At 72.6% G+C, this 21,048-nt stretch carries 17 protein-coding genes and 1 pseudogene; 12 read left to right on the forward strand and 6 right to left on the reverse strand.

Annotation, left to right across the window (positions count from 1 at the left end; translation table 11 throughout):
- Positions 1 to 176: 176 nt before the first annotated feature.
- The 4 genes and pseudogenes from ACIA8X_RS46350 to ACIA8X_RS46365 form a co-directional block, all read left to right on the forward strand.
- Positions 177 to 383 (forward strand): annotated as a pseudogene (locus ACIA8X_RS46350) (glutamate synthase-related protein); the annotation flags it as partial.
- A 219-nt stretch (positions 384 to 602) separates the two neighbouring features.
- Entirely contained in the window at positions 603 to 908 is a 306-nt protein-coding gene (locus tag ACIA8X_RS46355) for a hypothetical protein (protein WP_393462798.1), read from the forward strand.
- Between the two features lie 53 nt (positions 909 to 961).
- Positions 962 to 2,221 carry a nucleotide sugar dehydrogenase gene (locus tag ACIA8X_RS46360; protein ID WP_393462797.1) on the forward strand — a complete coding sequence of 420 codons (1,260 nt, stop codon included), beginning with the start codon at positions 962 to 964 and terminating at the stop codon, positions 2,219 to 2,221.
- Positions 2,222 to 2,415: 194 nt separating this feature from the next.
- Positions 2,416 to 2,949, forward strand: coding sequence for an EF-hand domain-containing protein (locus ACIA8X_RS46365; RefSeq protein WP_393462796.1), 534 nt, complete (start codon positions 2,416 to 2,418; stop codon positions 2,947 to 2,949).
- A gap of 226 nt (positions 2,950 to 3,175) precedes the next feature.
- On the opposite strand, the gene ACIA8X_RS46370 is transcribed toward ACIA8X_RS46365, so the two are convergent.
- The 6 genes from ACIA8X_RS46370 to ACIA8X_RS46395 form a co-directional block, all read right to left on the reverse strand.
- Positions 3,176 to 3,622 (reverse strand): DUF6917 domain-containing protein, encoded by a 447-nt coding sequence (locus ACIA8X_RS46370; protein ID WP_393462795.1) that lies wholly within the window; start codon positions 3,620 to 3,622, stop codon positions 3,176 to 3,178.
- Complete coding sequence (locus ACIA8X_RS46375; protein WP_393462794.1) at positions 3,619 to 4,569, reverse strand: Gfo/Idh/MocA family protein; 951 nt, start codon at positions 4,567 to 4,569, stop codon at positions 3,619 to 3,621. The genes ACIA8X_RS46370 and ACIA8X_RS46375 overlap by 4 nt, the downstream gene beginning before the upstream one ends.
- The gene (locus tag ACIA8X_RS46380; protein WP_393462793.1) at positions 4,566 to 5,693 is read right to left on the reverse strand and encodes an Ldh family oxidoreductase; all 1,128 of its coding nucleotides are present in this window, start codon (positions 5,691 to 5,693) and stop codon (positions 4,566 to 4,568) included. The genes ACIA8X_RS46375 and ACIA8X_RS46380 overlap by 4 nt, the downstream gene beginning before the upstream one ends.
- A gap of 63 nt (positions 5,694 to 5,756) precedes the next feature.
- Entirely contained in the window at positions 5,757 to 7,049 is a 1,293-nt protein-coding gene (locus ACIA8X_RS46385; RefSeq protein ID WP_399460773.1) for a M20/M25/M40 family metallo-hydrolase, read from the reverse strand.
- A complete protein-coding gene (locus tag ACIA8X_RS46390) occupies positions 7,046 to 7,963 on the reverse strand; it encodes a sugar phosphate isomerase/epimerase family protein (protein ID WP_393462791.1) in 918 nt (305 codons plus the stop codon). Before ACIA8X_RS46390 ends, ACIA8X_RS46385 begins: the two co-directional genes overlap by 4 nt.
- Before the next feature lies 1 nt (position 7,964).
- Positions 7,965 to 9,041: a Gfo/Idh/MocA family protein gene (locus ACIA8X_RS46395; RefSeq protein WP_393462790.1), complete on the reverse strand. Its 1,077-nt coding sequence runs from the start codon at positions 9,039 to 9,041 to the stop codon at positions 7,965 to 7,967.
- A gap of 364 nt (positions 9,042 to 9,405) precedes the next feature.
- Here ACIA8X_RS46395 and ACIA8X_RS46400 point away from each other — a divergent pair, with 364 nt between their 5' ends.
- The 8 genes from ACIA8X_RS46400 (at position 9,406) to ACIA8X_RS46435 (ending at position 20,347) form a co-directional block, all read left to right on the forward strand.
- Entirely contained in the window at positions 9,406 to 10,527 is a 1,122-nt protein-coding gene (locus tag ACIA8X_RS46400) for a DegT/DnrJ/EryC1/StrS family aminotransferase (RefSeq protein WP_399460774.1), read from the forward strand.
- Positions 10,524 to 11,666, forward strand: coding sequence for a DegT/DnrJ/EryC1/StrS family aminotransferase (locus tag ACIA8X_RS46405; RefSeq protein WP_399460775.1), 1,143 nt, complete (start codon positions 10,524 to 10,526; stop codon positions 11,664 to 11,666). Before ACIA8X_RS46400 ends, ACIA8X_RS46405 begins: the two co-directional genes overlap by 4 nt.
- A 107-nt stretch (positions 11,667 to 11,773) precedes the next feature.
- Entirely contained in the window at positions 11,774 to 12,748 is a 975-nt protein-coding gene (locus tag ACIA8X_RS46410) for a UbiA family prenyltransferase (protein ID WP_393462787.1), read from the forward strand.
- Positions 12,745 to 14,115 (forward strand): protoporphyrinogen/coproporphyrinogen oxidase, encoded by a 1,371-nt coding sequence (locus ACIA8X_RS46415; protein WP_393462786.1) that lies wholly within the window; start codon positions 12,745 to 12,747, stop codon positions 14,113 to 14,115. Before ACIA8X_RS46410 ends, ACIA8X_RS46415 begins: the two co-directional genes overlap by 4 nt.
- A complete protein-coding gene (locus ACIA8X_RS46420; RefSeq protein ID WP_393462785.1) occupies positions 14,102 to 15,685 on the forward strand; it encodes a class I adenylate-forming enzyme family protein in 1,584 nt (527 codons plus the stop codon). Before ACIA8X_RS46415 ends, ACIA8X_RS46420 begins: the two co-directional genes overlap by 14 nt.
- A gap of 278 nt (positions 15,686 to 15,963) precedes the next feature.
- Entirely contained in the window at positions 15,964 to 16,782 is an 819-nt protein-coding gene (locus tag ACIA8X_RS46425) for a methyltransferase domain-containing protein (RefSeq protein ID WP_393462784.1), read from the forward strand.
- On the forward strand, positions 16,779 to 18,647 hold the full coding sequence (locus ACIA8X_RS46430) for a CoA transferase (RefSeq protein WP_393462783.1): 1,869 nt from the start codon (positions 16,779 to 16,781) through the stop codon (positions 18,645 to 18,647). The genes ACIA8X_RS46425 and ACIA8X_RS46430 overlap by 4 nt, the downstream gene beginning before the upstream one ends.
- Positions 18,644 to 20,347 carry a class I adenylate-forming enzyme family protein gene (locus ACIA8X_RS46435; RefSeq protein WP_393462782.1) on the forward strand — a complete coding sequence of 568 codons (1,704 nt, stop codon included), beginning with the start codon at positions 18,644 to 18,646 and terminating at the stop codon, positions 20,345 to 20,347. Before ACIA8X_RS46430 ends, ACIA8X_RS46435 begins: the two co-directional genes overlap by 4 nt.
- The last annotated feature ends 701 nt before the right edge of the window (positions 20,348 to 21,048 follow it).

Genomic DNA, 21,048 nt, shown 5'->3' on the forward strand with positions numbered 1-21,048 from the left:
GGACCCGTATGCCATTCGGTTCCGAGCCGCTCTTGGCAAGCACCGAGAGCAAGCGGGTTGCGGCACACAGGACGCCTCGATCGAGCGGCTCGCGCAGATCCAAGCACAGAAAGAAGGCGGTGCCGTCCGTGGTCGAGGCTCGCCTGGAACTCCGTGGGAAGACGTTCGCGCAACTGGACTGCAGCCGTCCGAGATACTTGGAACTGCTGAGTGTCTCGGTGATGAGCTTCGGCTCGCTGTCCGCCAACGCGGTCCCGCGTTCAAAGAGGGTGCCTCGGCCGAAGGGTTGGCCCAGGACACCAGTGAGGGTGGGCTGTCCGAGTACCACCCGTCCGGGAGGTGACCTTGTTCGGGAGACCGGCACCGGGTACTTCGGCTGCCGCGCACCGAGGTAGGCGTCAGAACCGATTCTTGCGGCGAGGGTGAGCGCATGCCCCGACCGTGCCGGTCCGATTATCGGCGCGGCACGTAAATCGGCGACAGGGGACGTCAACTTCACTTGACGGCGTCGCTGGTTCGGGCGCATAGGGATGGGTTCGCGCTTAGCCGGTGCATTTTCAGAAAGAATCAATTCGACAATAGCCTGCCGAAAGGACCAATTCATGCGCTGCACCCGTGTCTTCATGCTCGCCGCCGCCGGTGCGCTGCTCGCAGCAAGCGTCGCCACCGGCACTGCTGCTGCGGCCGAGCAGGGCGACGTTGTGGTGTTCAGCACCGAAGTGACGCCACTGGCTGTTTATCACGATCCTTACGGGTGCCAGAAACTTCCGGCAGACGCGCATGTGCTGACGAACCACACAGATCGTCCAGTCACCGTACACGCCGACCCGTTCTGCTTGACCCCCGGCCTCATCGTGCAGCCCGGCTACGGCTCGCACGTGGCGCCCGGCAGCGGCAGTTTCTCCTGAGCACCGCTTCTCCCGTTCAATCCCCCCCCACACACACAGGAGAACTGCGCACAATGGCCGCCGATCTCGTCGTCATCGGGCTGGGGCATGTCGGGCTGCCGCTCTCCAGAGCCGCGGTCTCAGCCGGCTTGGCGACTGTGGGATACGACGTGTCGGGCGCGGTGGTGTCCGGACTCGCCGAGGGGCGCTCCCACGTCGGCGGCGTCTTGGACGCCGAGGTCGCGGCCATGCTGGAGGCGGGCTTTCACGCCACGACCGACCCGGCGGTACTCGACGGCGCGCAGACCGTGGTGATCTGCGTGCCCACCGGACTCACGCCGGAGGGCTTACCCGACCTGTCCGCGGTCGAGGACGCAGCCAGGGCCGTCTCCGCCTGGCTGCGCCTCGGCATGCTCATCGTCCTGGAGTCCACCAGTTACCCCGGCACTACGGAGGACGTCGTGCGACCGCTGCTGGAGCACGGCAGCGGGCTGCAGGCGGGGGAGGACTTCCACCTGGCGTATTCGCCGCAGCGCATCGACCCCGGCAACGAGACGTGGACCATCCGCAACACACCCAAGGTCGTGAGCGGTTGCACCGCTCTGTGCGCCAAGCACGCTGTCGCGTTCTACTCGCGGTTCGTGGACCGTCTCGTCGTCGCCCGCGGCACGCGGGAGGCGGAGATGGCCAAACTCCTCGAAAACACCTACCGGTACGTCAACACGGCCCTGGTCGACGAAGTGGCACTGTTCTGCCATAAAACCGGCATTGACATCTGGGACGTGCTGCACTGCGCTGCGTCGAAGCCGTTCGGCTTCGCAGCGTTCAAACCCGGACCCGGCGTCGGCGGGCACTGCATTCCCGTCGACCCCCGCTATCTCGCTGCCCGGGCCGAGTCCCAGGGCTTCGTCTTCCGTACGCTGGCAGCCGCCCACGACGTCCTCGGCCGTATGCCGAACCATGTCGTGGACCGAGCGCTGGCGCTGCTCACCGAGGTCCGGGGCCGCCCTGAGGGCGCACGAGCCCTGCTGCTCGGAATCACCTACAAGGCGGATGTGACCGACGTCCGGGAAACTCCGGCGCGCCCGGTGGCCTCAGGACTGCTCGCCGCCGGTGCCGACGTGTACTACCACGACCCCCACGTAGCCGAGTTCACCGTCGGCGGCCGGTCTCTGCCGCGCGCCGAGAACCTCCAGGAAGCCATGGCCCAGGCCGATGTGGCGATCCTGCTGCAGGACCATGCCTGTTACGCGAGGGAGGCACTGGGCCAGGCCCGCTGTGCCCTGCTCGACACCCGCGGCAAGGCCGTGGGAAGCCGGGTCACCCTTCTCTGATCCCCGCCCCTGCACCGGCCCCTGAGCCAGTGCGTCCACGTGCCGGTCCCAGCCGGTGCGTCCTCCTGCCGGCCGTCGCCGGCCCCAGAGCCCCGCGCAGTTGCACCGCGCTGCGCGGTCGCGGCCCTGCCCAGGCGCCGCTGTCCGTCATCAACCCGACACCATCGGACACCGTCCGAGACCAGGAGAGACATATGACCAACGCCCTCGCCAACGACCGCCTGGCGAAGCGCTTCGAAAAGTGGGACACCGACGGCAACGGCGTCCTGGAGGCCAGCGACTTCCAGGGCGAGGCCAGCCGGATCGTGCAGAACCTCGGCAAGAGCGCCGACGCTCCGGAAGCCCAGGAGCTCCACAGCGCCTTCCAGGGGCTGTACGAGCACCTGGCGCAGAAGGTCGGCGTCCCCGCCGGTGGCGCCATCAGCCGGGAGCAGTTCCTCGACGCCACGGGGGAGATGCTGTTCAAGGAGGGGGAGGCGAGCCTCAACCGCGCCCTGTCTCCCGTCGTGAAGGCCCTGATCCGCCTGTGCGACGACAACCACGACGGCGCGATCGACGCCGGCGAGTTCCAGGCCTGGCTGACCGCCGTCGGCGTGCCGGCCTCCCAGGCCGGGGAGATGTTCCAGAAGGTGGACAGCAACGGCGACGGACGGCTGTCCGAGGACGAACTGCTGCAGGTCGTCCGTGACTTCCACTTCGGCCGGCTGGAGGTCGAACTGCTCGGCTGACCTGCCGGAGCGGCTGCTGTGACCCGGGTGGGCGACCACCCGGGTACCACGGCCACCGGATGGCGCCGCCCGTTCCGCGGGCCGGCGCCATCCGGTGCGCGACCGCCTGTTCGCGTAAAGCCCCGTCTGCTTGTGCGGAAGCGATGTCCGGAATCGGCTTTGCGGACGCCCTCCCGGAACTCGCCGCTGCGGATGCCCTTTCGGAACCCGCTTCTGCGAAAGACCTTCAGGACCCGGGCGGCGTGGGGACCGTGCCGTCCTCCCCGGCTCGGCCCTGGACGAAAGTGACGGCACTCTCCGGCCGTAGGCCCAGGTCCCGGCCGCTGGCCGGACGCGCCGCATGGATCAGGATGTTGTAGTGGTTCGGAAGGTGACAGGCGTCGAAGCCGAGCACCGTGCCGACCGTCGTGTCCCCGATCCGCACCAGGTCACCCCGGTCGATCACACCGCCGCACAGCAGCTCGGCGAAGCCCAGGAAACCCACCCGGTCGATCCGGGCGCCGGAGCGCGGCTCCCACTGGTCGGTGGTGACCAGTTCGTGCACCTCGCCCCGGCGTACGCAGCGTGCCGCGTGCTCCTCCAGCCGCATGCCGCGGTCCGTGCGACGGTGCACGAGCACCTTGACCAGTGATCCGCGCACCACACGCTTCGGGCCGTCCTCCGCCGGATTCACCGGTGCGCCTCCGCTGCCGTCGCATCCGGTGCAGGCCGGGCACAGCGATAGGCCGCCTCCACCAGCTCCAGCGCGGACAGGCCGCCGTGCGCCCCCGGGTTGGCCGGGGCACCGGCACGGACGAGGCCGGCGAACTCGGTGAGGATCGCCTCGTACTCGTGCCACAGCGACGCCTTGAAGGCGGTGTGTCCGGCCAGCATGTCGGCGTGCAGCACCTCTCCGTCGGCCAGCTCCACCTCGATGTCCTTGCGTTCCCCCGGGTACGACCAGTCCAGCTCGACCGACGCCGCCGCTCCGGTACGACCGTGCAGGCGGATCACCGCCTGACGGTCGACGCCGCAGCCGTCGCGATGGATCTCGCAGCCGGTGACGGCCAGTTCGCCGAGCAGCAGCCGCACCAGGTCGAGGGCGTTGGGACCGTTGTCGGCCACACAGCCGCCGCCGCAGCGGGACGGGTCCAGGTACCAGTCCTCGCCGCCGAGATGCTCCTCGATGCGCTCCAGATAGCGAACCCGGACGGAGCGGATCTCCCGGTCCGCCGTCCGGCGCGCCAGTGCGCGGACGGCGGCGTTGTAGCGGCGGTGGAACGCCGTCATCAGAGGGACCCCGCAGCGCCGCGCCAGATCCACCAGCACGGACCCCTCGTACGCGGTCAGGGCGAGGGGCTTCTCCACGCAGACCGGGACGCCCGCAGCCAGGGCGTCCCGGCAGAGGGGCAGGTGAACGTCGTTGGGCACGGCCACGACCAGGGCGTCCGGTCGCGCCCGGTCCAGCAGCGTGCGATGGTCGCGGAAGCGTGCCACCCGGCCGGGGAACTGCTCCAAGGCCTCGGCGCGGGCGTCGCACACGGCGGTCAGCTGCCACTCTGGCAACCGTTCCGCGGCGGCCAGGTAGTAGGGGGAGATGGCGCCGAGGCCGACCACGGCGAGCCGCAAGGGCCGGGTCATCGCGTGCTCCCGGAGCCGCCGAGGAGACCCAGGGCGGTCAGCTCCGCGTGCAGGTGCGGGGGCAGAGGGATGCCGTGGCGGCGGCGCTCGGCGGCGAGTTCAGCCTCCCGCCAGCCCGGGTAGCGCACCGGCTCGCCGCCGGGCACCGGCGGGCTGTCGACGAGCGCGCCGAACAGGGACCGGGTCGCGGCGGCCACGTCCGCGCCGGGGCGCAACACCTCCGGGGCGACCGCGAGGAGGAAGAAGCCGATGTCGTCGTCGCTGCCGTGCGGCCGGCTGTCCCCCTCCAGTGCGGCGGGCGCGGGTCCCACGGCCGCGCCGGACACCACGGCGGCCAGCAGTTCCACGGCGATGCCGAGCCCGTAGCCCTTGTGGACACCGGCCTCCGCCGTGCCGCCCAGCCAGCGCAGGAAGGCCTCGCCGCGGTCGAAGGCGGACGGGTCGGTCACCGGGTCGCCTGCCGCGTCCTCCAGCCAGCCGACGGGCACCTGGGCGCCGTTGCGGGCGGCGACGCGGACCCGCCCGGTGGGCGCGACGGTGGTGCTCATGTCCAGCAGGAACGGGTGCCCGTCGAGGGCCGGCGCGGCGACGCTCAGCGGGTTGGTGCCGAGCATCGCCACCGTGCCGCCCGGGGGCCGTGCGATGCGCTGGCCGCCGCAGTTGCTCGCGACCACGCCGATCATCCCGGCGTGCGCGGCGCGCACGGCGTGGAAGCCGGCGCACCCGAAATGGGTCGCCCCGCGCACCGAAACCAGTCCGACCCCGTGTCGACTGGCCCGTGCCACGGCGTCGTCCATGGCCTCGGCCGCGGCCCACAGGCCCAGGGCGCGGCGGGCGTCGACGACCGCGCAGGCGCCCAGGTCCGTGAAGGCGCGTGGTTCGGCGCGGGGGTCGCAGCGGCCAGACTCCAGCAACGGCAGGTAGAGCCGGGTGAGGTTGAACACGCCGTGCGAGTCGAGCCCGGTCAGGTCGCCGTGACACAGCGCGTCCGCGGCGAGCCGGGCCCGTGCCTCCGGGATGCCGTGGCCGGTGAACAGGCCGGTGAGCGAGGCATGCAGCTCCGCGTGGTCGACGAGGGTGGGGGTACGCTCGACCGCCGCTCGTGGGGCGGTGGGTGCCGTCATCCGGGATTCCTTACGGGGCAGGGTGGTTCTCTTTGGAGGTCGTTCGCTCGGGGGTGCGGTGCGCTACGGGGGACGGTGAGCGGACGGCGCCGGCACCGCTTCGGCGAAGGACGTGACAAGCCGGTGGACGACGCCGGCGAAGTCCTCCAGGTCGGCGAGGTCGACGAACTCACCGGGCGCGTGGGCGCGGTTGGCTGCGAGACAGCCGGGTCCGAGCACGGTGGTGAAGGCGTCGTCCAGGCCGGCCGCCCAGATGGCGTCGCAGGTGAAGCCCGGGTCGCCGGCCGCCGGCCGGGCTCCCGCGCGGGCCAGGAGCTCCTCGGCCCACGGATCGGCGTCGTCCAGCGCGGGCAGGCCCTGTTTGTCCCAGCCGAGCCGGGTGATCCGTTCCGCGTCCCGCGCCGTGCGGGCGAACTCCCTTGTGGGGGCGAAGCGTTCGGTGAAGCGGCGCAGGCCCTCGGCGACGTGCCGCATGACCTCGGTCTTCAGACGGCTGCCGTCGGCGGTGTAGCGGTACGACAGGTTCATCAGCAGGGTTCCGGTGCCGTGGACGCGATTGTGCGTGCGACCGGTGTGTAGCCCGGCGATGCATACCCGTGCGCCGGGTACAGCCCCGTCCAGGCGGGCGGCGAGGTGCTGGGCCAGGAATCCCAGCAGCACGGTGGCGTTGTGTCCGGCGTTCGGGTGGTCGTCCACCGCGTCCTCGCCCTCGACGGTGATCCGCGCGGTCATCGCGGCGGTGGCCCGGGGCAGCGCGCGTAGCCCGGTCGGCTCGCAGAACACGTTGAGGCGGCCGTGGTGCCCGGCCTCCAGCAGCGGGCGGGTGCCGAAGGTGCCCAGGGCGCCGCCCTCCTCCCCGGCGACGGCCTGGAGCAGGACGGTGACGTCCCGGCCGACGGCGGGGTGGGACGCGGCGGCCTGCAGCCCGGCGAGAAGGGCCACGGCGGGTCCCTTGGCGTCGACCGCGCCCCGGCCGGTGAACCGCACGCCGTCGAAGGCGGGCGGAGTGTGTCCGGCGACGGTGTCCAGATGGACGTTGAACATCACGGTGTGCGCACGGGAACGCTCGGGTCCCAGCCGCAGCAGCAGACTGGGCTGGTCCGCGAGGAAGCGCGGATCGCGGGCGGCGGCGCGGACCGTGGACGGCACGCCCGGACGGTCCAGGCAGGCGACGGGCGGACTGGCGAGGCGGACGGTGCGCAACCCCGCTTCGGCGGCGGCCGTCGCGTAGCGCTGGAGGATCTCGGGCAGCCGGGACGGCGGATCGTCCGGGCCGGCCTCCAGGGGGTTGACGCTCGGCAGAGCCAGCAGGTCCAGCAGCAACTCCCGGTGCGCACCGGTGAACAGGCCGCTCACACCGGGCCGTCCAAGGGGTCGTCCAGGCAACCGGTGACCTGCTGCTCGGCGCCCAGCAGCCCGGCGAGCGCCTGTCCGGCCCGTACGAAGAGGTCGGCGGCGTCCTCACCGGCCCGGGCCAGTCCCTCGTGGGGGCGCACGGCTAGATGGGGTTCGAGGGAGAGCGCTCCGGTGTAGCCGTGGGCGGCCAGCAGCTCCAGGCATTCCGCCACCCCGGCTTCGCCCTCGCCGGGCAGAGTGTAGGCGGTGCCGCCGTCCGGGGTGCGGACCGCGTCCTTGATGTGCACGTGGGCGACGTACGGGGCGAGGTGGCGGAGCATGTCCGGGGCGCGGTAGCCGTACGGGACGCCGTTGCCGGTGTCGAACAGCAGGCGCAGGGCCGGGCTGCCGACGGCGCGCAGCAGCCGTAGCGCGCGGTCGGCCCGGTCCCCGGCCCAGCCCGCGCAGTTCTCGTGCACCAGCACCAGGCCCGCACGCTCGGCGCGGTCCGCAAGGACGGCGGTGCGGGCCAGGACGCGGTCGGCCCACTCGGTCTCCGTCAGACCGTCGTTGGGGTACGACATGATCCGCACCAGACGGCAGCCGAGCGCGGCGCAGCGCTCAGCCAGGACGTCGAGTTCGGCGAGGTCCTGACCGAGGTCGCCGGTGACGGGACGGGACCAGTTGCCGATCCGGGACGCGACGGCGGTCACGGTGACACCGTCGTCCGCGAGCCGCCGGGTCAGCGTGCCGAAGGCGGTGGGAGAGAGGTCGGCGAGGGCCGTGCCGTCTACCGTGCGCAGTTCGATGGCGTGCCAGCCCAGCCGCCGCAGGACGGCCAGTTGCCCGTCGGTGCCGGGCGCCGCCTCGTCGCCGATGCCGGCGAGCGACCCGAACCGCCGGAGTCGGGGTCCGGTGACGCTGTGTCGGGACATGTCAGCGGCTCCCGGCGCCGGCGTGCGGTGCGATGGCGCTGTGCTCCCGGGCCGCGCACAGCAGCCGGGCGGCCGCGCAGGCGAGCGGGAAGTTCCCGGCGCCCGCCGCCTGGGAGGTGAAGCCGCGGTAGGCGCTGTCCAGGAAGTCGGTCAGGGCGTCGTCCCGGAAGACGTGGTGTCCGGATCCGGGCACGCCGTCCGCGTCGAGGGCTCCGACCGGCAGGGGCGTCGTACGGCGGTCGAAGGGGACGACGACGAGCTGTGCGTGGTCGTCGTCCTCGCTGAGCGGGAAGTGGGCTGTGGCCGTCCCGCCCTCGAACTCGCAGACGACGCTGCGTTGCCGGACGGGTGCGCCGAGGTCGGAGCGCAGCAGCGTCAACACCCCTGAAGAATGCTCCAGTTCGACGTGCGCGCCGCCCAGGCGGGGCAGGCCGCGGTCCTCGCAGCGCAGGTCCCAGCAGTGCGCGGCGCGGAGTTCGGCCGGACCGGCCAGATCGAGGGCGAGTGCCAGCGAGTGGGGGATCTCCACGTCCAGGGCGGTGGGATGCCCGTCGGTCGTCAGGGACCGCAGGAAGCGGGGCTTGTGCTGGTCGACGGTGATACGGCGCAGGGAGCCGAGTCGCCCGCCGTCCACCAGTCGGCGCAGCCGACCCGCGAGCCGGGAGGTGGTCCAGTGGGCGACGGCCACGAGATCGAGGTCGGCCTCCTGGCGCAGCCGGATCAGGGCGTCCAGTTCGTCCGCGGAGGCGGCGACGGGTTTCTCCACGATGATGCGGCGAAAGCCGTGTCCGGCCAGTTCCGCGAGGAGGTCGTAGCGCAGCCGGGGCGGTGTGCACACGTGGGCCACCGCGGTGGCGGGGTCGACGTGCCGCAGGGCCTGTTCCAGCGTGGTGACGGCCGTGACCTCGCCGGGCGCGCTCCTGGTCGGCAGAGCGTGGGCGCGCGGGTCGCAGCCGACCGCGGGCAGGGCGACGAGCGGATCACCCGTGGCCGCGGTCCGCCGGGCCAGACGGACAAGCGTCCTCAGATGCAGTTCTGATCCGGACCGGCCGAGCCCGACCACGAGGGGCTGCAGCACAAGGCCTCCAGGGAGGGAACGGGAAGGAAACGGGTGCGCCGAGTCATGGTGCGTGACATACAACTCCGTTGCGTCGCACGACTATTGCTGCCCCGCGAAGAAATGGTCAAGACGTTCGGAACGCCGTTACCCACAAAGTGTGAAGATGATCCTTTCCCTTCTCCTCGGTCGGAAGTACGATTACCGTGGGCATTTCGCAGACGTGACGGGGACAATGGGGACAGGTGAGAGATTGCCCTCCAGTGAACAGATTCCTGCGCGCGCCGAGGGAGAATTACCGACTGCGCCGGGAACGGTCGATCGAATTCCATTTTTCTCTCAGGCCGCGACTTTCGAACAGTTGTGGCCGTCCATCGAAAATGCGTTGGACGAGGTTTTCCGCAGCGGCAAGTTCTCCCATGGAAAACAGGTCGGCGGGCTCGAATCGGCACTCGCGGACTACACCGGCGCCCGGCACGTGATCGGCGTCAACAGCGGCACCGACGCGCTCGTGCTGCTGCTGCGGGCCTGCGGAGTCCGTCCCGGCGACGGTGTCCTGGTGCCGGCGTACTCGTTCTTCGCCACCGCCTCGGCCGTCGTACTGGCAGGCGGGACACCGCAGTTCGTCGACATCGACCCGCAGACGTACGCGATGGATCCCGCGGCGTTGGAGGCGGCCGTCACCTCGCGGAGCCGGTTCGTGATGCCGGTGCATCTATTCCACACGATGGCCGACATGGCGGCCGTCACCGCCGTCGCCCGGCGGCACGGCCTGACGGTCGTCGAGGACAGCGCCGAGGCGATCGGCATGCGCCGGCACGGCGTGCACGCGGGCCTGCACGGGGCCGGCGGCGTCCTGTCCTTCTTCCCCTCCAAGACGCTCGGCGCGCTCGGCGACGCGGGAGCCGTGCTCACCGACGACCCGGAGGTGGCAGCCACCGTCGCGGCCTTGCGCCACCACGGCAGGACGGGCCGCACGCTGAACAACTTCCCGGCCATCTCCACCGAGAGTGCGCTGCCGGGGGCGAACAGCAAGATGGACGACATCCAGGCGGCCGTCCTGCTCGCCAAGCTGTCCCTCCTGGAGGAGCACATCGCACGCCGCGCCGAACTGGCCGACGGCTACACCACCCGCCTGCAGGATGCGCCGGGAATCGTCCGTCTGCCGCAGGCCATCGCCGGGAAACCGGACGACCGCGGCGGGTACGACGACCGTGACGTGTACTACGTCTACCTCATCGAGACCGAGCACCGGGACGATCTCGTCGCCCACCTCGACCGGCACGGCATCGGCACCGAGGTCTACTACCCACTGCCCCTGCCCCACCAGCCCGCCTTCGCCCAACTGGGCCACCGGCCAGGCGAGTTCCCGCGCGCCGAGGCGGCGGCCCGGCACGCCGTGGCCCTGCCGTTCCATCCCGATCTCGGATCGGGCGACCTGGACCGCGTCTGCGACACCATCCGCTCCTTCGGCGCCTTCCTCGCCGGAACGAGGACGACCGCATGACCGCATCGCTGACTCCCGCCGTCCCGTTCTTCCCTCCGGCCCTCTTCGAAGCCGACCGCCCCGAACTGATCGCTCTGATCCGCAAGGTGGGCCTCGACCCCGAGCAGCGCTTCATCCTGGGCAGGCGCACCGCCGCCTTCGAGGACCTGCTCCGCGAGGACCTGGGAGCCGCCGACGTGGTCGCCTGCTCCAGCGGCACCTCGGCGCTCTCGCTGGTGCTACGGGCCATGGACGTCGGTCCCGGCGACGAGGTGATCGTGCCCGCGTTCGGCTGCGCGCCCCTGGCCGCGTCGGTGGTCGGCGTCGGGGCCACACCGGTCTTCGCCGACATCCGGCCGGACACCATGACCATGGATCCGGACGAGGCGGAGCGGCTCGTCACCGAGCGGACCAAGGCGGCGATGCCGGCCCATATGTTCTCCGTGATGGCCGACATGCCACGCTTCGCCGAACTGGCCCGGCGGCACGGACTGCGCCTGCTGGAGGACTCCGCGGTCGCCCAGGGCGGTGTACTGCGGGGCGTACCCGCCGGGCTGTGGGGCGAGGCGGGTGTCTACTCCTTCGTACAGGTCAAGACCTGCGGCATGCCCGGCGAGGGCGGCGTGGTCATCACCCGGGACCCGGAGCTGGGCGAGAAGGTGCGGATGCTGCGCAACCACGGCCAGCACACCGGGCGGCGGTTCGTCCACCACGCCGTCGGGCTCAACAGCCGCTTCGACGAGATCCAGGCCGCCTTCCAGACGTACCGGTACTCCGGTTTTCCGGCGCGGCTGGCGCGGCGGGCGGAGATCGCCGCGTACTACACCGAGCGCTTCACACCGCTGGCCGACCGCGGTGTCGTACCGCCACCGCCGGGACAGGACGGCCGGTGCTTCTACGTGTACACGCTCCTCGCCGAGGACCGGGAGGACCTCAGCGCCCACCTGGCCGAGTGGGGGGTGGCCACGCACGTCTACTATCCGCGACCCCTGCCCGCCCAACGTGCCTTCGCTCCCTATGCGCCGCCCGCATCCCGCTGGCCGCACGCCCAACAGGCCGCCATCTCCCATCTGGCCCTCCCGGTGCATCACATGCTGACCGACGCACAGGTCCAGCTCGTCGCCGATCTCGTGTGCGCCTTCGCCACCGAGCACCGCTGACCCGCGACCATCCGCCTCGAACACCGTTTGACGCGCGACCGCAAGCCGGACACCCCACGGCCGGGCTTGCGCACCCCCTTCGGACGCAGACACCCCAAGAGGTCACCATGACGGACAGCATCGCGGCGGGCCGTCCCGCCGCCACCCCCCACGGCTCCAGCCGACTACGCGTCTACGCGCGGCTCGGTAAACTGGACGTGTACGACTACTACCTCGGCATCTTCCTCGCCCTGACCGCCGCGCTGTTCCCGGCCGACGCCTTCACCGTCCGGCAGGCACTCGTGCTGGCGATGTTCCTGGTCGGCGAAGTCGCGGTCCTCATGGCGATGGTCGCCCTGGACGACGTCACCGGGTTCCGGGACGGCAGCGACCTCGCCAACTACGGCCCCGACAACCCGCTGCGCAGCAAGGCACGCAAACCCCTGGTCGCCGGGGATCTGACGGTGCCCCAGGCGCTGCGCTTCGCCTGGACCTGCGCGGCAGCCGGGGCGGTGCTGTGGGCGGGTGCCGCCGCGCTCGCGCCGCACGGCCCGCTGTGGGCGCTGGTGGCGGCGGGCGCGCTGTTCGCGGTGTCGCTGCAGTACTCGTACGGCCTGAAGCTCAGTTACCACGGTTTCCAGGAAGTGTTCCTGGTCGCCCTCGGCGCCGTGCTGGTGATCGTTCCGTACGGCCTGGTGACCGGGGGCTTCTCCGGTTTCCTGATGGTGCAGGCGGTGCTGTTCGGGTTCGGGCCGCTGATGTTCGGCGTCTACTCCAACACCAACGACGTGGCGGGCGACCGGGCCGTTGGGCGTCCGACCGTGGCCGCCCTGGTCTCCGAGCGGGGCAACGCCGTCTTCATCGGGGCGCTGTCGGCCACGGAGTTCCTCATCGGCGCGGTCGCCTCGGCGACCGGGGTGGCCCCCTGGTGGTTCGTGCTGCTGATGCTGCCGGCTACCGCGCTGCGAGCCCGGCAGTACCTGACCGGGTTCGTCCGCGGCGACATCATGACCGCCCGCCGGACGGGCTTCGCGGTGCACCGGCTGAGCGTGGTGCTGATGACCGTGGCCAATGTCGTCGTCGCAACGGGAGCAGCCGGATGAAGCCCGATCTCGATGTCGCCGTCGTCGGCGCGGGCATCGCCGGCCTGACCGCCGCACACGAACTGCGCCGCGCTGGGCTGACCGTGCGGGTGTACGAGCAACTGCCGCAGGTCGGCGGCCGGATGCGCAGCATCCGTCAGGAGGGCTGGACGGTGGACACGGGCGCCGAGCAGGTCCCGTCCCGCGGTTACCGCGCGACCTGGGAACTGTTGCGCCGGCTGGGCGTCACTCCCGCGGACGTGCCCCGGGTCGGCGGCGCGGTGGCCGTCTGGCGCGACGGGCGTGCCCACCTGGGCGTCGGCGAGAGCATGGCCGTGGTCACCGGAGCGGGCCTGTCCGCCCGGGCGCGGCTCGACCTGGCCGCGTTCTCGGCCTGGACCGGCCGCCGCCGCGCCGGCTTCGACGGCGACCGTCCCGAGCAGAGTCCGCTGGGCGCCGCCACCGTGCGGGAGGTGGCCGCCCGCTACCACCGCGACCTGCACGACTACCTCTTCCAGCCGGTCGCCGGCTGCTTCTTCGGCTGGGACACCGCCCGCTCCACGGCCGCCGCCATGGTCAGCCTGCTGCTGGAAGCCGGTTCCCCCAGCAACTGGCGCACCTACCGAGAGGGCATGGACTTCCTGGCCCGCCAGCTCGCCGCCGACACCGACGTCGTCGCCGGCCGCGCCGTACGCGAGGTCACCGACGCGGGCCGACACGCCGTACTGCGGTTCGACGACGGGGAGGTCACCGCGCGGGCCGCCGTGCTCGCCGTGCCGGCGCCCGTCGCGGTGGCGCTCCGCCCGGACGTCCCCGCCGACGAGCAGCCGTTCCTCACCGCCTGCACCTTCACGCCCATGATGAAGGTCAGCTGCCTGTTGGACCGTCCGCTCGCCCCGGCCGCCCGGCGCCCGGTGCACGTCCTGCTCACCCCGGCCGCCGAGGAGGACGTGCTCTCCGGCGTCGTCGTCGACCACGCCAAGGACCCCGGCCGGGCCCCCGCCGGCCGGGGCCTGGTCACCCTCGTGGCCGGTCCGCGCCGGGTCCCCGAGCTGCTGGACGCCCCTCCCGACGAGGTCGCCGACCTTCTCGTCCGCGCGGCGGAACGCTATGTCCCGGGCATCGGCGACGCCTGCCGCCACAGACTCGTGCACGCCTTCCGCCACGGCCTGCCAGAAGCCACACCCCAGGCCCTGCGGGACCGCGCCGGCTTCCTGTCCCGGCCGGTGCGCGCCGTGGAGTACGCCGGCGACTGGCTCATGCTGCGGCCCGCCTCCGAGGGCGCCGTCCGGGCGGGCGCGCTGGCCGCGTCCCGCGTCCTGAGCAGACTCGGACGGAACACTCCGGCCGAACCCGACCGAGCGGAGGAGATCCGTGCGACCGCATGACATGGGCACCCTGTTCGACGAAGCGGCGGCAGGCGGCGCCCGGACCGTGGTCCACCTGGACCGGCCCTTCGACATCGCCCCGCGAGCCGGCACCCGGTGGACCGTCACCGAACTCGCCGGCCTGGTCCGCGCCAGCGCCGCCCGCCTCGCCGACGCCGGCGTCCGGCCCGGAGACCGCGTGGCGATCGTGAAGAACAACCACTGGGACTACGACCTGCTCGCCTGCGCCGCGGTCCGCCTCGGCGCCGTACCCGCGCAGCTGTCCGCCCGGCTCGACACCGCGGATCTCGTCACCCTGCTGGAGCGGCTGCGGCCTGCCGCACTGGTCACCACCTCCGCGGTGCTGGCCCGCTGCCGGGACACCGCCGCCGCCGAACCGGCCCGGATCCTCGTCACCCTCGACTCCGCCGCGCCCGGCGCGGTTCACCTCGCCGCGCTGGACGCGTCCCACCCCTGCGTACCGGTGCGGCGCCACGACGACGAACCCCTGGTCGTCCACCACACCTCGGGGACGACCGGCGTGCCCAAGCTGGTGGTCCACTCCACGCGGACCCTCGTACACAAACTGGCCCGACTCGAAGCGGTGCGCTACCCGGGTATCGGCATCCGCCCGGACGACGTCCTGGCCAACGCCAGCGCGTACGCACACGGACGCACCTTCTGCTGGACAGCCGTGACGGTGTCGCTCGCGCCCGCCGGGATCGTCGTCCTGACCGGCGACGACCCGGACACCGCCGACCCGCTGCTGCGGGCCCACCCGCCCACCGTCGTCGAGGCTCTGCCCGCCTCCTACGTCCGTCTGCGGCCGCTCACCACCCGGCTGGACAACCCCTTCCGGCACGTCCGCCTGTACATCAGCACCTACGACGCCGTGCACCCGCCCGCCCTGCGCGCGTACCTGACCGCCAGCCGCCGTGCCCACCCGCTGTGGATGCAGGGCTGGGGCCAGACCGAGACGGGACCGCTGACCTTCCGTTTCCACACGCGGCGCTCCGCACTCGCACCGGACGCGGAGACGACGGCGCGCCGGCTGGGCCGTCCCGTGCCGGGCCGGACCCGGCTGCGCGCGGTGGACCCGGACACGCTGCGCCCGGTGCCCCGCGGCCGTCCCGGCCTGCTCCTCATCCGCACCTCCGCCCTCGCCCTCGGCTACGTCGGCGAACAAGAACGCTGGAACTCCAAACGCGTCGGCGACTGGTGGTCCACGGGCGACGTGGGCGTCCACCACCGCGACGGCAGCGTCAGCGTCCTGGACCGCGCAGTAGACACCCTGCCCGGTATGAGCTGCCTGCGGACCGAGGACGTACTGGAGCAACGACTGCCACAGGCCCTGGAATGCGTGCTCCTCGGCGCTCCGGACGGCGACCCGCTGCCCGTCGTGGTCACCGCCGACGGCCGACTGGACCCCGACGCCTGGAAACAGGCCATGCACGGGCTACCGGTGATGCGCGACCCGGCCGTCCTCACCTGGGACGAGGTGCCCCGCACCGGCACCGGCAAGGTCCGCCGCGCAGCCCTGGCCCGGCAGCTCACCGGCACCGCACCCGCGGGCACCGTCCGGTGGACGTGACCGGGCCACCGTTCGACGAGGCCGGCCGTACGGGGTGTGGTGCAACGCTGCCGGGCTGTTCGGGGTCGCTGCCCGGCCCGCGAGAGGAGTTCTCACCGTGTCCCAGCCGGCTCCCGCCGGGTACGCGCCCGCCCACCGGACATACGGCGGCGGCATCGACCCCGTCGGTATCGGCTGCCTGGCCTGTCGAGGCCGCATACGGCGGCGCCGGGTCTGTCCGGGCGCATCTGACTACGCCGGGCCTGTCCCGGCTGCCTTCTGACGAGAGGAGCCACACCGTGACCCAGCCCGCTCCCGCCCGGGAGGCCCGCGCGGTCTTCGGCAACGGGACCGCGCACAGCCGTGACCAGCACCGCTGCCTGGCCGCCGCCTACGACCCGGTGACCCTGCCCCGCTTGGCCGCCGCCGGTGTCGGCCCGGGCTGGCACTGCCTGGAGGTGGGCGCCGGCGGCGGCAGCATCGCGCGCTGGCTGGCGGGCCGGGTGGCGCCGGGCGGATCGGTGCTCGCCACCGACCGCGACCCGCGCGACCTGGCACCCTGCCCGGGCCTGGAGGTCGCCGCCCTCGACGTGGCCCGCGATCCGCTTCCGGAGGCGGCCTACGACCTTGTGGTGGCCCGGCTGGTCCTGCAGCACGTGCCCACCCGCGACGCCGTCCTGCACAAGCTGGTCCGCGCGCTCAAACCCGGCGGCCTGTTGCAGATCGACGAGATCGACGCCTCCTACGAGCCGCCGCTGCTGACCCCGGACGCGGAGGCCGAGGCACTGTACGTCCGGTTCCTCCGGGCCAAGACAGCCGCGCTGCGCAGCGCGGGCGGCGACCCGCACTGGGGACGGAAAGTGCCAGCTGCCCTGCGGGCGGCGGGGCTGACCGCCATCGACGTCCACCTCCACATCGGCGTACGACACGCCCAGGACCCCGGCCTCGGACTCCAGTTGAACCACACCCGCAACCTCCGGGACCGGCTGACGGAGCAGGGCATGACCCAGGAGGACCTGGACCGTGTGGGACAGCTGATGAGGGACCCGTCCTTCCGCGCCGCCTCCAGCGTCCTGTACTCGGTGCAGGGCCGCCGACCTGCCCGGGGGCGACCGTGACACCGCGCTTGCGCGCCGCGGCCCGGCCGGCCGTCGCCGCCGCGATCACCGGCCGGCTGTTGCGGCACGCCACGCAGGGGCTGCCCGAGAAGACCGACTCCGGGCGCGACACGGTGCGGTACACCGTCGACTGGACGGGTCCGGTCGGCACGGACCTGCCGGACGAGCGCGCCGTGCAGGCCGCCTGCGGTCTCATGCACGTCCACGGCCGGGCGACGGGCGGACCGCTCCCACTGGCCGTCGACTACGCGTCGGTGGTGGCGGGGGTGCTCGCCGCCCAGGGCGTCACCGCTCTGCGCGTCGCGCGGGCCCGCGGCCTGGGCCTGCGCGAGGTACATACCTCGGTGGCTCAGGGGGCGCTGCTGGCAGTCGGCCAGTACCTCGCCGCCGCGACGGCCCGCGACAACTCCGGTTCGCCCGAGCCGGATGTGCCGCACGCGCCGACGGCCGGATCCGACGCCGCGACACAGGCAGATGGCCTGGCGACCCTGCGGACGTCCGACGACGCCCGCGTGGAGGTCGAGACCCTCGACCCCCTGGCGTGGCGGGAGTTCTGGGCCCGCCTCGGCGTTGCTCCCGCGCTCTCCGGCCGCGGCTGGCTGCCCTTCCAGCGGCGGTTCGCCACCGCCGTCTGCCCGTTGCCCGACGAACTACGGCAGGCCGCCCGCCGCCGCACGCTTGCGGACCTGCGAGCCGCCGCGCATCACACCGGCGTCAGCCTCCTCGCCATCGGCTCCGACCCGGCCCCCGCCGTCCGCCCGGCGCCCTGGTGCCTCACTCCGGGACCGGCACCGGTCCCCAAGTCCCGGGTGCACCCGGACACCGGCCTGACCGCCCCACTCCAGGTGGTCCCGAACCCCGGTGGCGTCCTGCCCACCCCGCGCCCGGCAGTCCCCGTCTCCGGTGCCGTTCTGCCCCTGACCGGCCTGCGGGTGGTGGAGTCCACCCGCAGGGTGCAGGGCCCGCTCGCCGGGCACGTCCTGCGGATGCTGGGTGCGGAGGTGGTCCGGATCGAACCACCCGGCGGCGATCCGATGCGCTGGCTCCCCCCGCTGGCAGGAGACTGCTCGGCCCGGTTCTCGGCTCTCAACGCGGGCAAGCCGGTGGTGGAGGCCGACCTCACCACCGCGCAGGGCCGGGACACGGTCCGCGCGCTGGCCGCCGGGGCCGACGTCTTCCTGCACAACTGGGCCCCGGGGAAAGCCTCCCGGCTCGGCCTGGACGCGTCCGACCTGCTGCCCGGCCACCCCGCCCTGCTATACGCCTGGGCATCCGGCTTCGGGGACGCCTTCGGCGACCGGCCGCCGCCGCTGGGCACCGACTACCTCGCCCAGGTGCACAGCGGCCTCGCTGCGGCGGTACGACCGGTCGACCAGCCCTCGGCCCCCTCCCTGATGACCCTCACCGACGTGCTCGGAGGACTGGTGTGCGCCCAGGGGGTGCTGGCCGCGCTGGCGGCTCGGGAGATGGCCGGCCGGGGCGGCCGCGTCGACTCCTCCCTGGTCTCCGCCGCCGCTCTCGTCCCCCGCCCCGCGCACCGGGTCCGCTGGACGGCATTGGACCGGCCGCTGCGCACCGTGGACGGCCATCTGTGCCTCGGCCCCGACGCCCGGGCGCGCCCCGAGGCGGTGCTTCGCCTGATGCACCGCGTCGGCTCCACGGCCACCGAGGACCTCGCGGCCCGCTTCGCCCGCCGCACCACCGAGGAGTGGACGGCACGTCTGGCCGAGGCCGGTCTCACCGCGACCCCCGTACTCACCGACCTGACGGCTCTGGCCCGCGACCCGGCCTTCCGGGCGGCCGTCGCACCACCGGACCCGGTCACCGGACACGCACGCCCGTACGCGCCCTGGGAGTTCGCATGACAGCCGCCCTCGAGGCCCGGCACCGTACCGCCCCGCCCGCGAGCCGCGGCGGCCAGCCGGTGTGGATCTCACGCGCCGGAGTGCGCTTCCCGGATTCGGTGCCCCGCGCCCAGCGACGTGCCTGGGTGACGGAGGGTATGTGCCCGGACACCGACCTCTACGCACTGTTCGCCGGCCGGGCCCGCGAACACCCGGACCGCCAGGCGCTGGTGGACGATGCCGGAGTGCTCTCCTATGCGGCACTGGGCGCCGAAGTGCGCCGGATCGCCGAACTGTTCTCCCAGGCGGATCTCGGGGACGGGGACGTGGTGGCGCTCCTGCTGCCCAACGGACGCGACGCTGTGGCCGCGGAACTCGCCGTCTACGCGATCGGCTCGGTGGCCCTCCCGATCCCCCAGGGCGGCGACGACCGTGACGTCCGGGCGCTGCTCGCCCGCTCGCGAGCCCGCGGAGCCGTCCTCGCATCGGCCCACCAGGCACAGGCCGTCGCGGATCTTCCCCACCTGCGTACCGTGTTCGCCCCCGGCCCGGGCGACGGAGTGACGCACGGGTTGGACGGACGGGTGCACGGGCCGCACGCATCGCGCATCCCGGCCCGTCGCTCCTGGCGGCCACGGCCGGCCGACCCGTACGGACCCGCCCGCATCCTGGTGTCGTCCGGTTCCGAAGCCGAGCCGAAAATGGTCGCCTACAGCCATCATGCCCTGGTCGGCGGCCGCGCCCGGTACGTCCGGAGCCTGCACCCCGACACCGCCGTGCCGCCCCGCCACCTCGTCCTGGTCCCGCTGGCCTCCTCCTTCGGCTCCCTGGGCACACCGGTCACCCTCGCCGCCCTCGGCGGCACCCTCATCGTGCAGTCGGCCTTCGACGCCGCGGGGGCGCTGCGGCTGATCGCCGAGCATCGTCCCACCCACCTCTTCGCGGTGCCCACCATGCTCCGGCGTATCGCCGGCCTCCCGGCGCGGCAGGACGAGGACACGTCGTCGTTGCGTGCCGTCGTCTCCAGCGGCGCCGCTCTGCCGACGACCACCGCCCAGGCATGCCGCGAACGGTTCGGCCGACCGGTGGTGACCGTCTACGGCTCGTCGGACGGCGTGAACTGCCACACGGCGGGAGAAAGTCACCCGCCGGGCGACAGCGTCGGCACCCCGGACCCCGCGGTCGCCCGCATCCGGATCACCGGCCTAGAGGGCACGCCGCTGCCCACCGGGCGGACCGGTCAGATCGAGGCCCTGGGCCCCATGACACCCCTGTGCTACGTCAACGCGCCCGAACTGGACGCCCGTTACCGCACCCCCGACGGCTGGGTGCGCACGGGTGACCTCGGCCGGCTGGACGCGCGCGGAAGGCTGCACGTCCTGGGCCGGCTCAAACGCATCGCTGTGCGCGGGGGTCTCAACATCAGCCTCGCCGAGGTCGAACGCGAACTGGGCACCCATCCAGCGCTGGCCGAGGCGGTCTGCGTCCCGGTGCCCGATCCGGACCTGGGGGAACGACTGTGCGCCTGCGTCCGCCCGGCCCCGGGCGCACCGGTTCCCACGCTGTCCGACCTCACGACCCACCTGGGGGACCGTGGCCTGGCCCGCCGCAAATACCCCGAACATCTCCTGGTGGTGGACGAGATGCCCCTCGGCCCCACCGGCAAGGTCTGCTACCGCACCCTGATGTCCCGAGCGACTCGGCGCCCCGCTCGGGAATGACCACAGGGCGCTCGCGAGTGGTGTCGTCTGCATCAGCGACCCGTCGGTTGGGCCGAGCCGTTCGGCGACCCCGGACGGTGCCACACAGAGCGTTGGGTGCATACCCGATACCGCCGTGCGCCCGCGCATGAGCCCCTGATCTCAACGACGAGATACGAAGGGCCAGTTCATCCAGGTAGCGTCACCCTCCACACAACGAGGGACAGAGCCCACTTTCAGAGACCGCCGGCACCAACGCGCCCCGCCTGGCCGCGACGGCGTTCCGTACGCCGTCGGGTCCAGCCAGACTAGGACCTCCGGTCGCCTGCGCCGGGCTTCTGGGAGTGGAAGCACCCTGGTCGGAAGTCACACAGGCCACTTGATGCTCAACTCGTGCATGTACATCGGCTATTGGCGCGGCTTCCGCGACAGCCAGGTCGGAGCTGCCAGCACTGGTGACGGTCGCCCTCTCAGGAGGCGCGTCGCCCTGGGAAGACATCAAAGATGCCGTTTGCTTCGTAGAGGTGGGGATCGCAAGTTGGAACCAAGTGATCTTCCCCGCTGTGCAGGGATTCGACCCCCATTCCGTTGCCAATGCTGCGACGAGGAATACGCCGCGCCCGTGTTCGTCCGTGAACAGCGCCTGGGACGGAGTCACCGGAGTGGGATCGGCATCAGTGACTTCCACGCGGAGCCGCTCTCCGGTCCACCGTACGCACACT

Origin of the sequence: Streptomyces sp. NPDC051738 (genome assembly GCF_044453205.1) — a bacterium.
Lineage (GTDB): Bacteria > Actinomycetota > Actinomycetes > Streptomycetales > Streptomycetaceae > Streptomyces.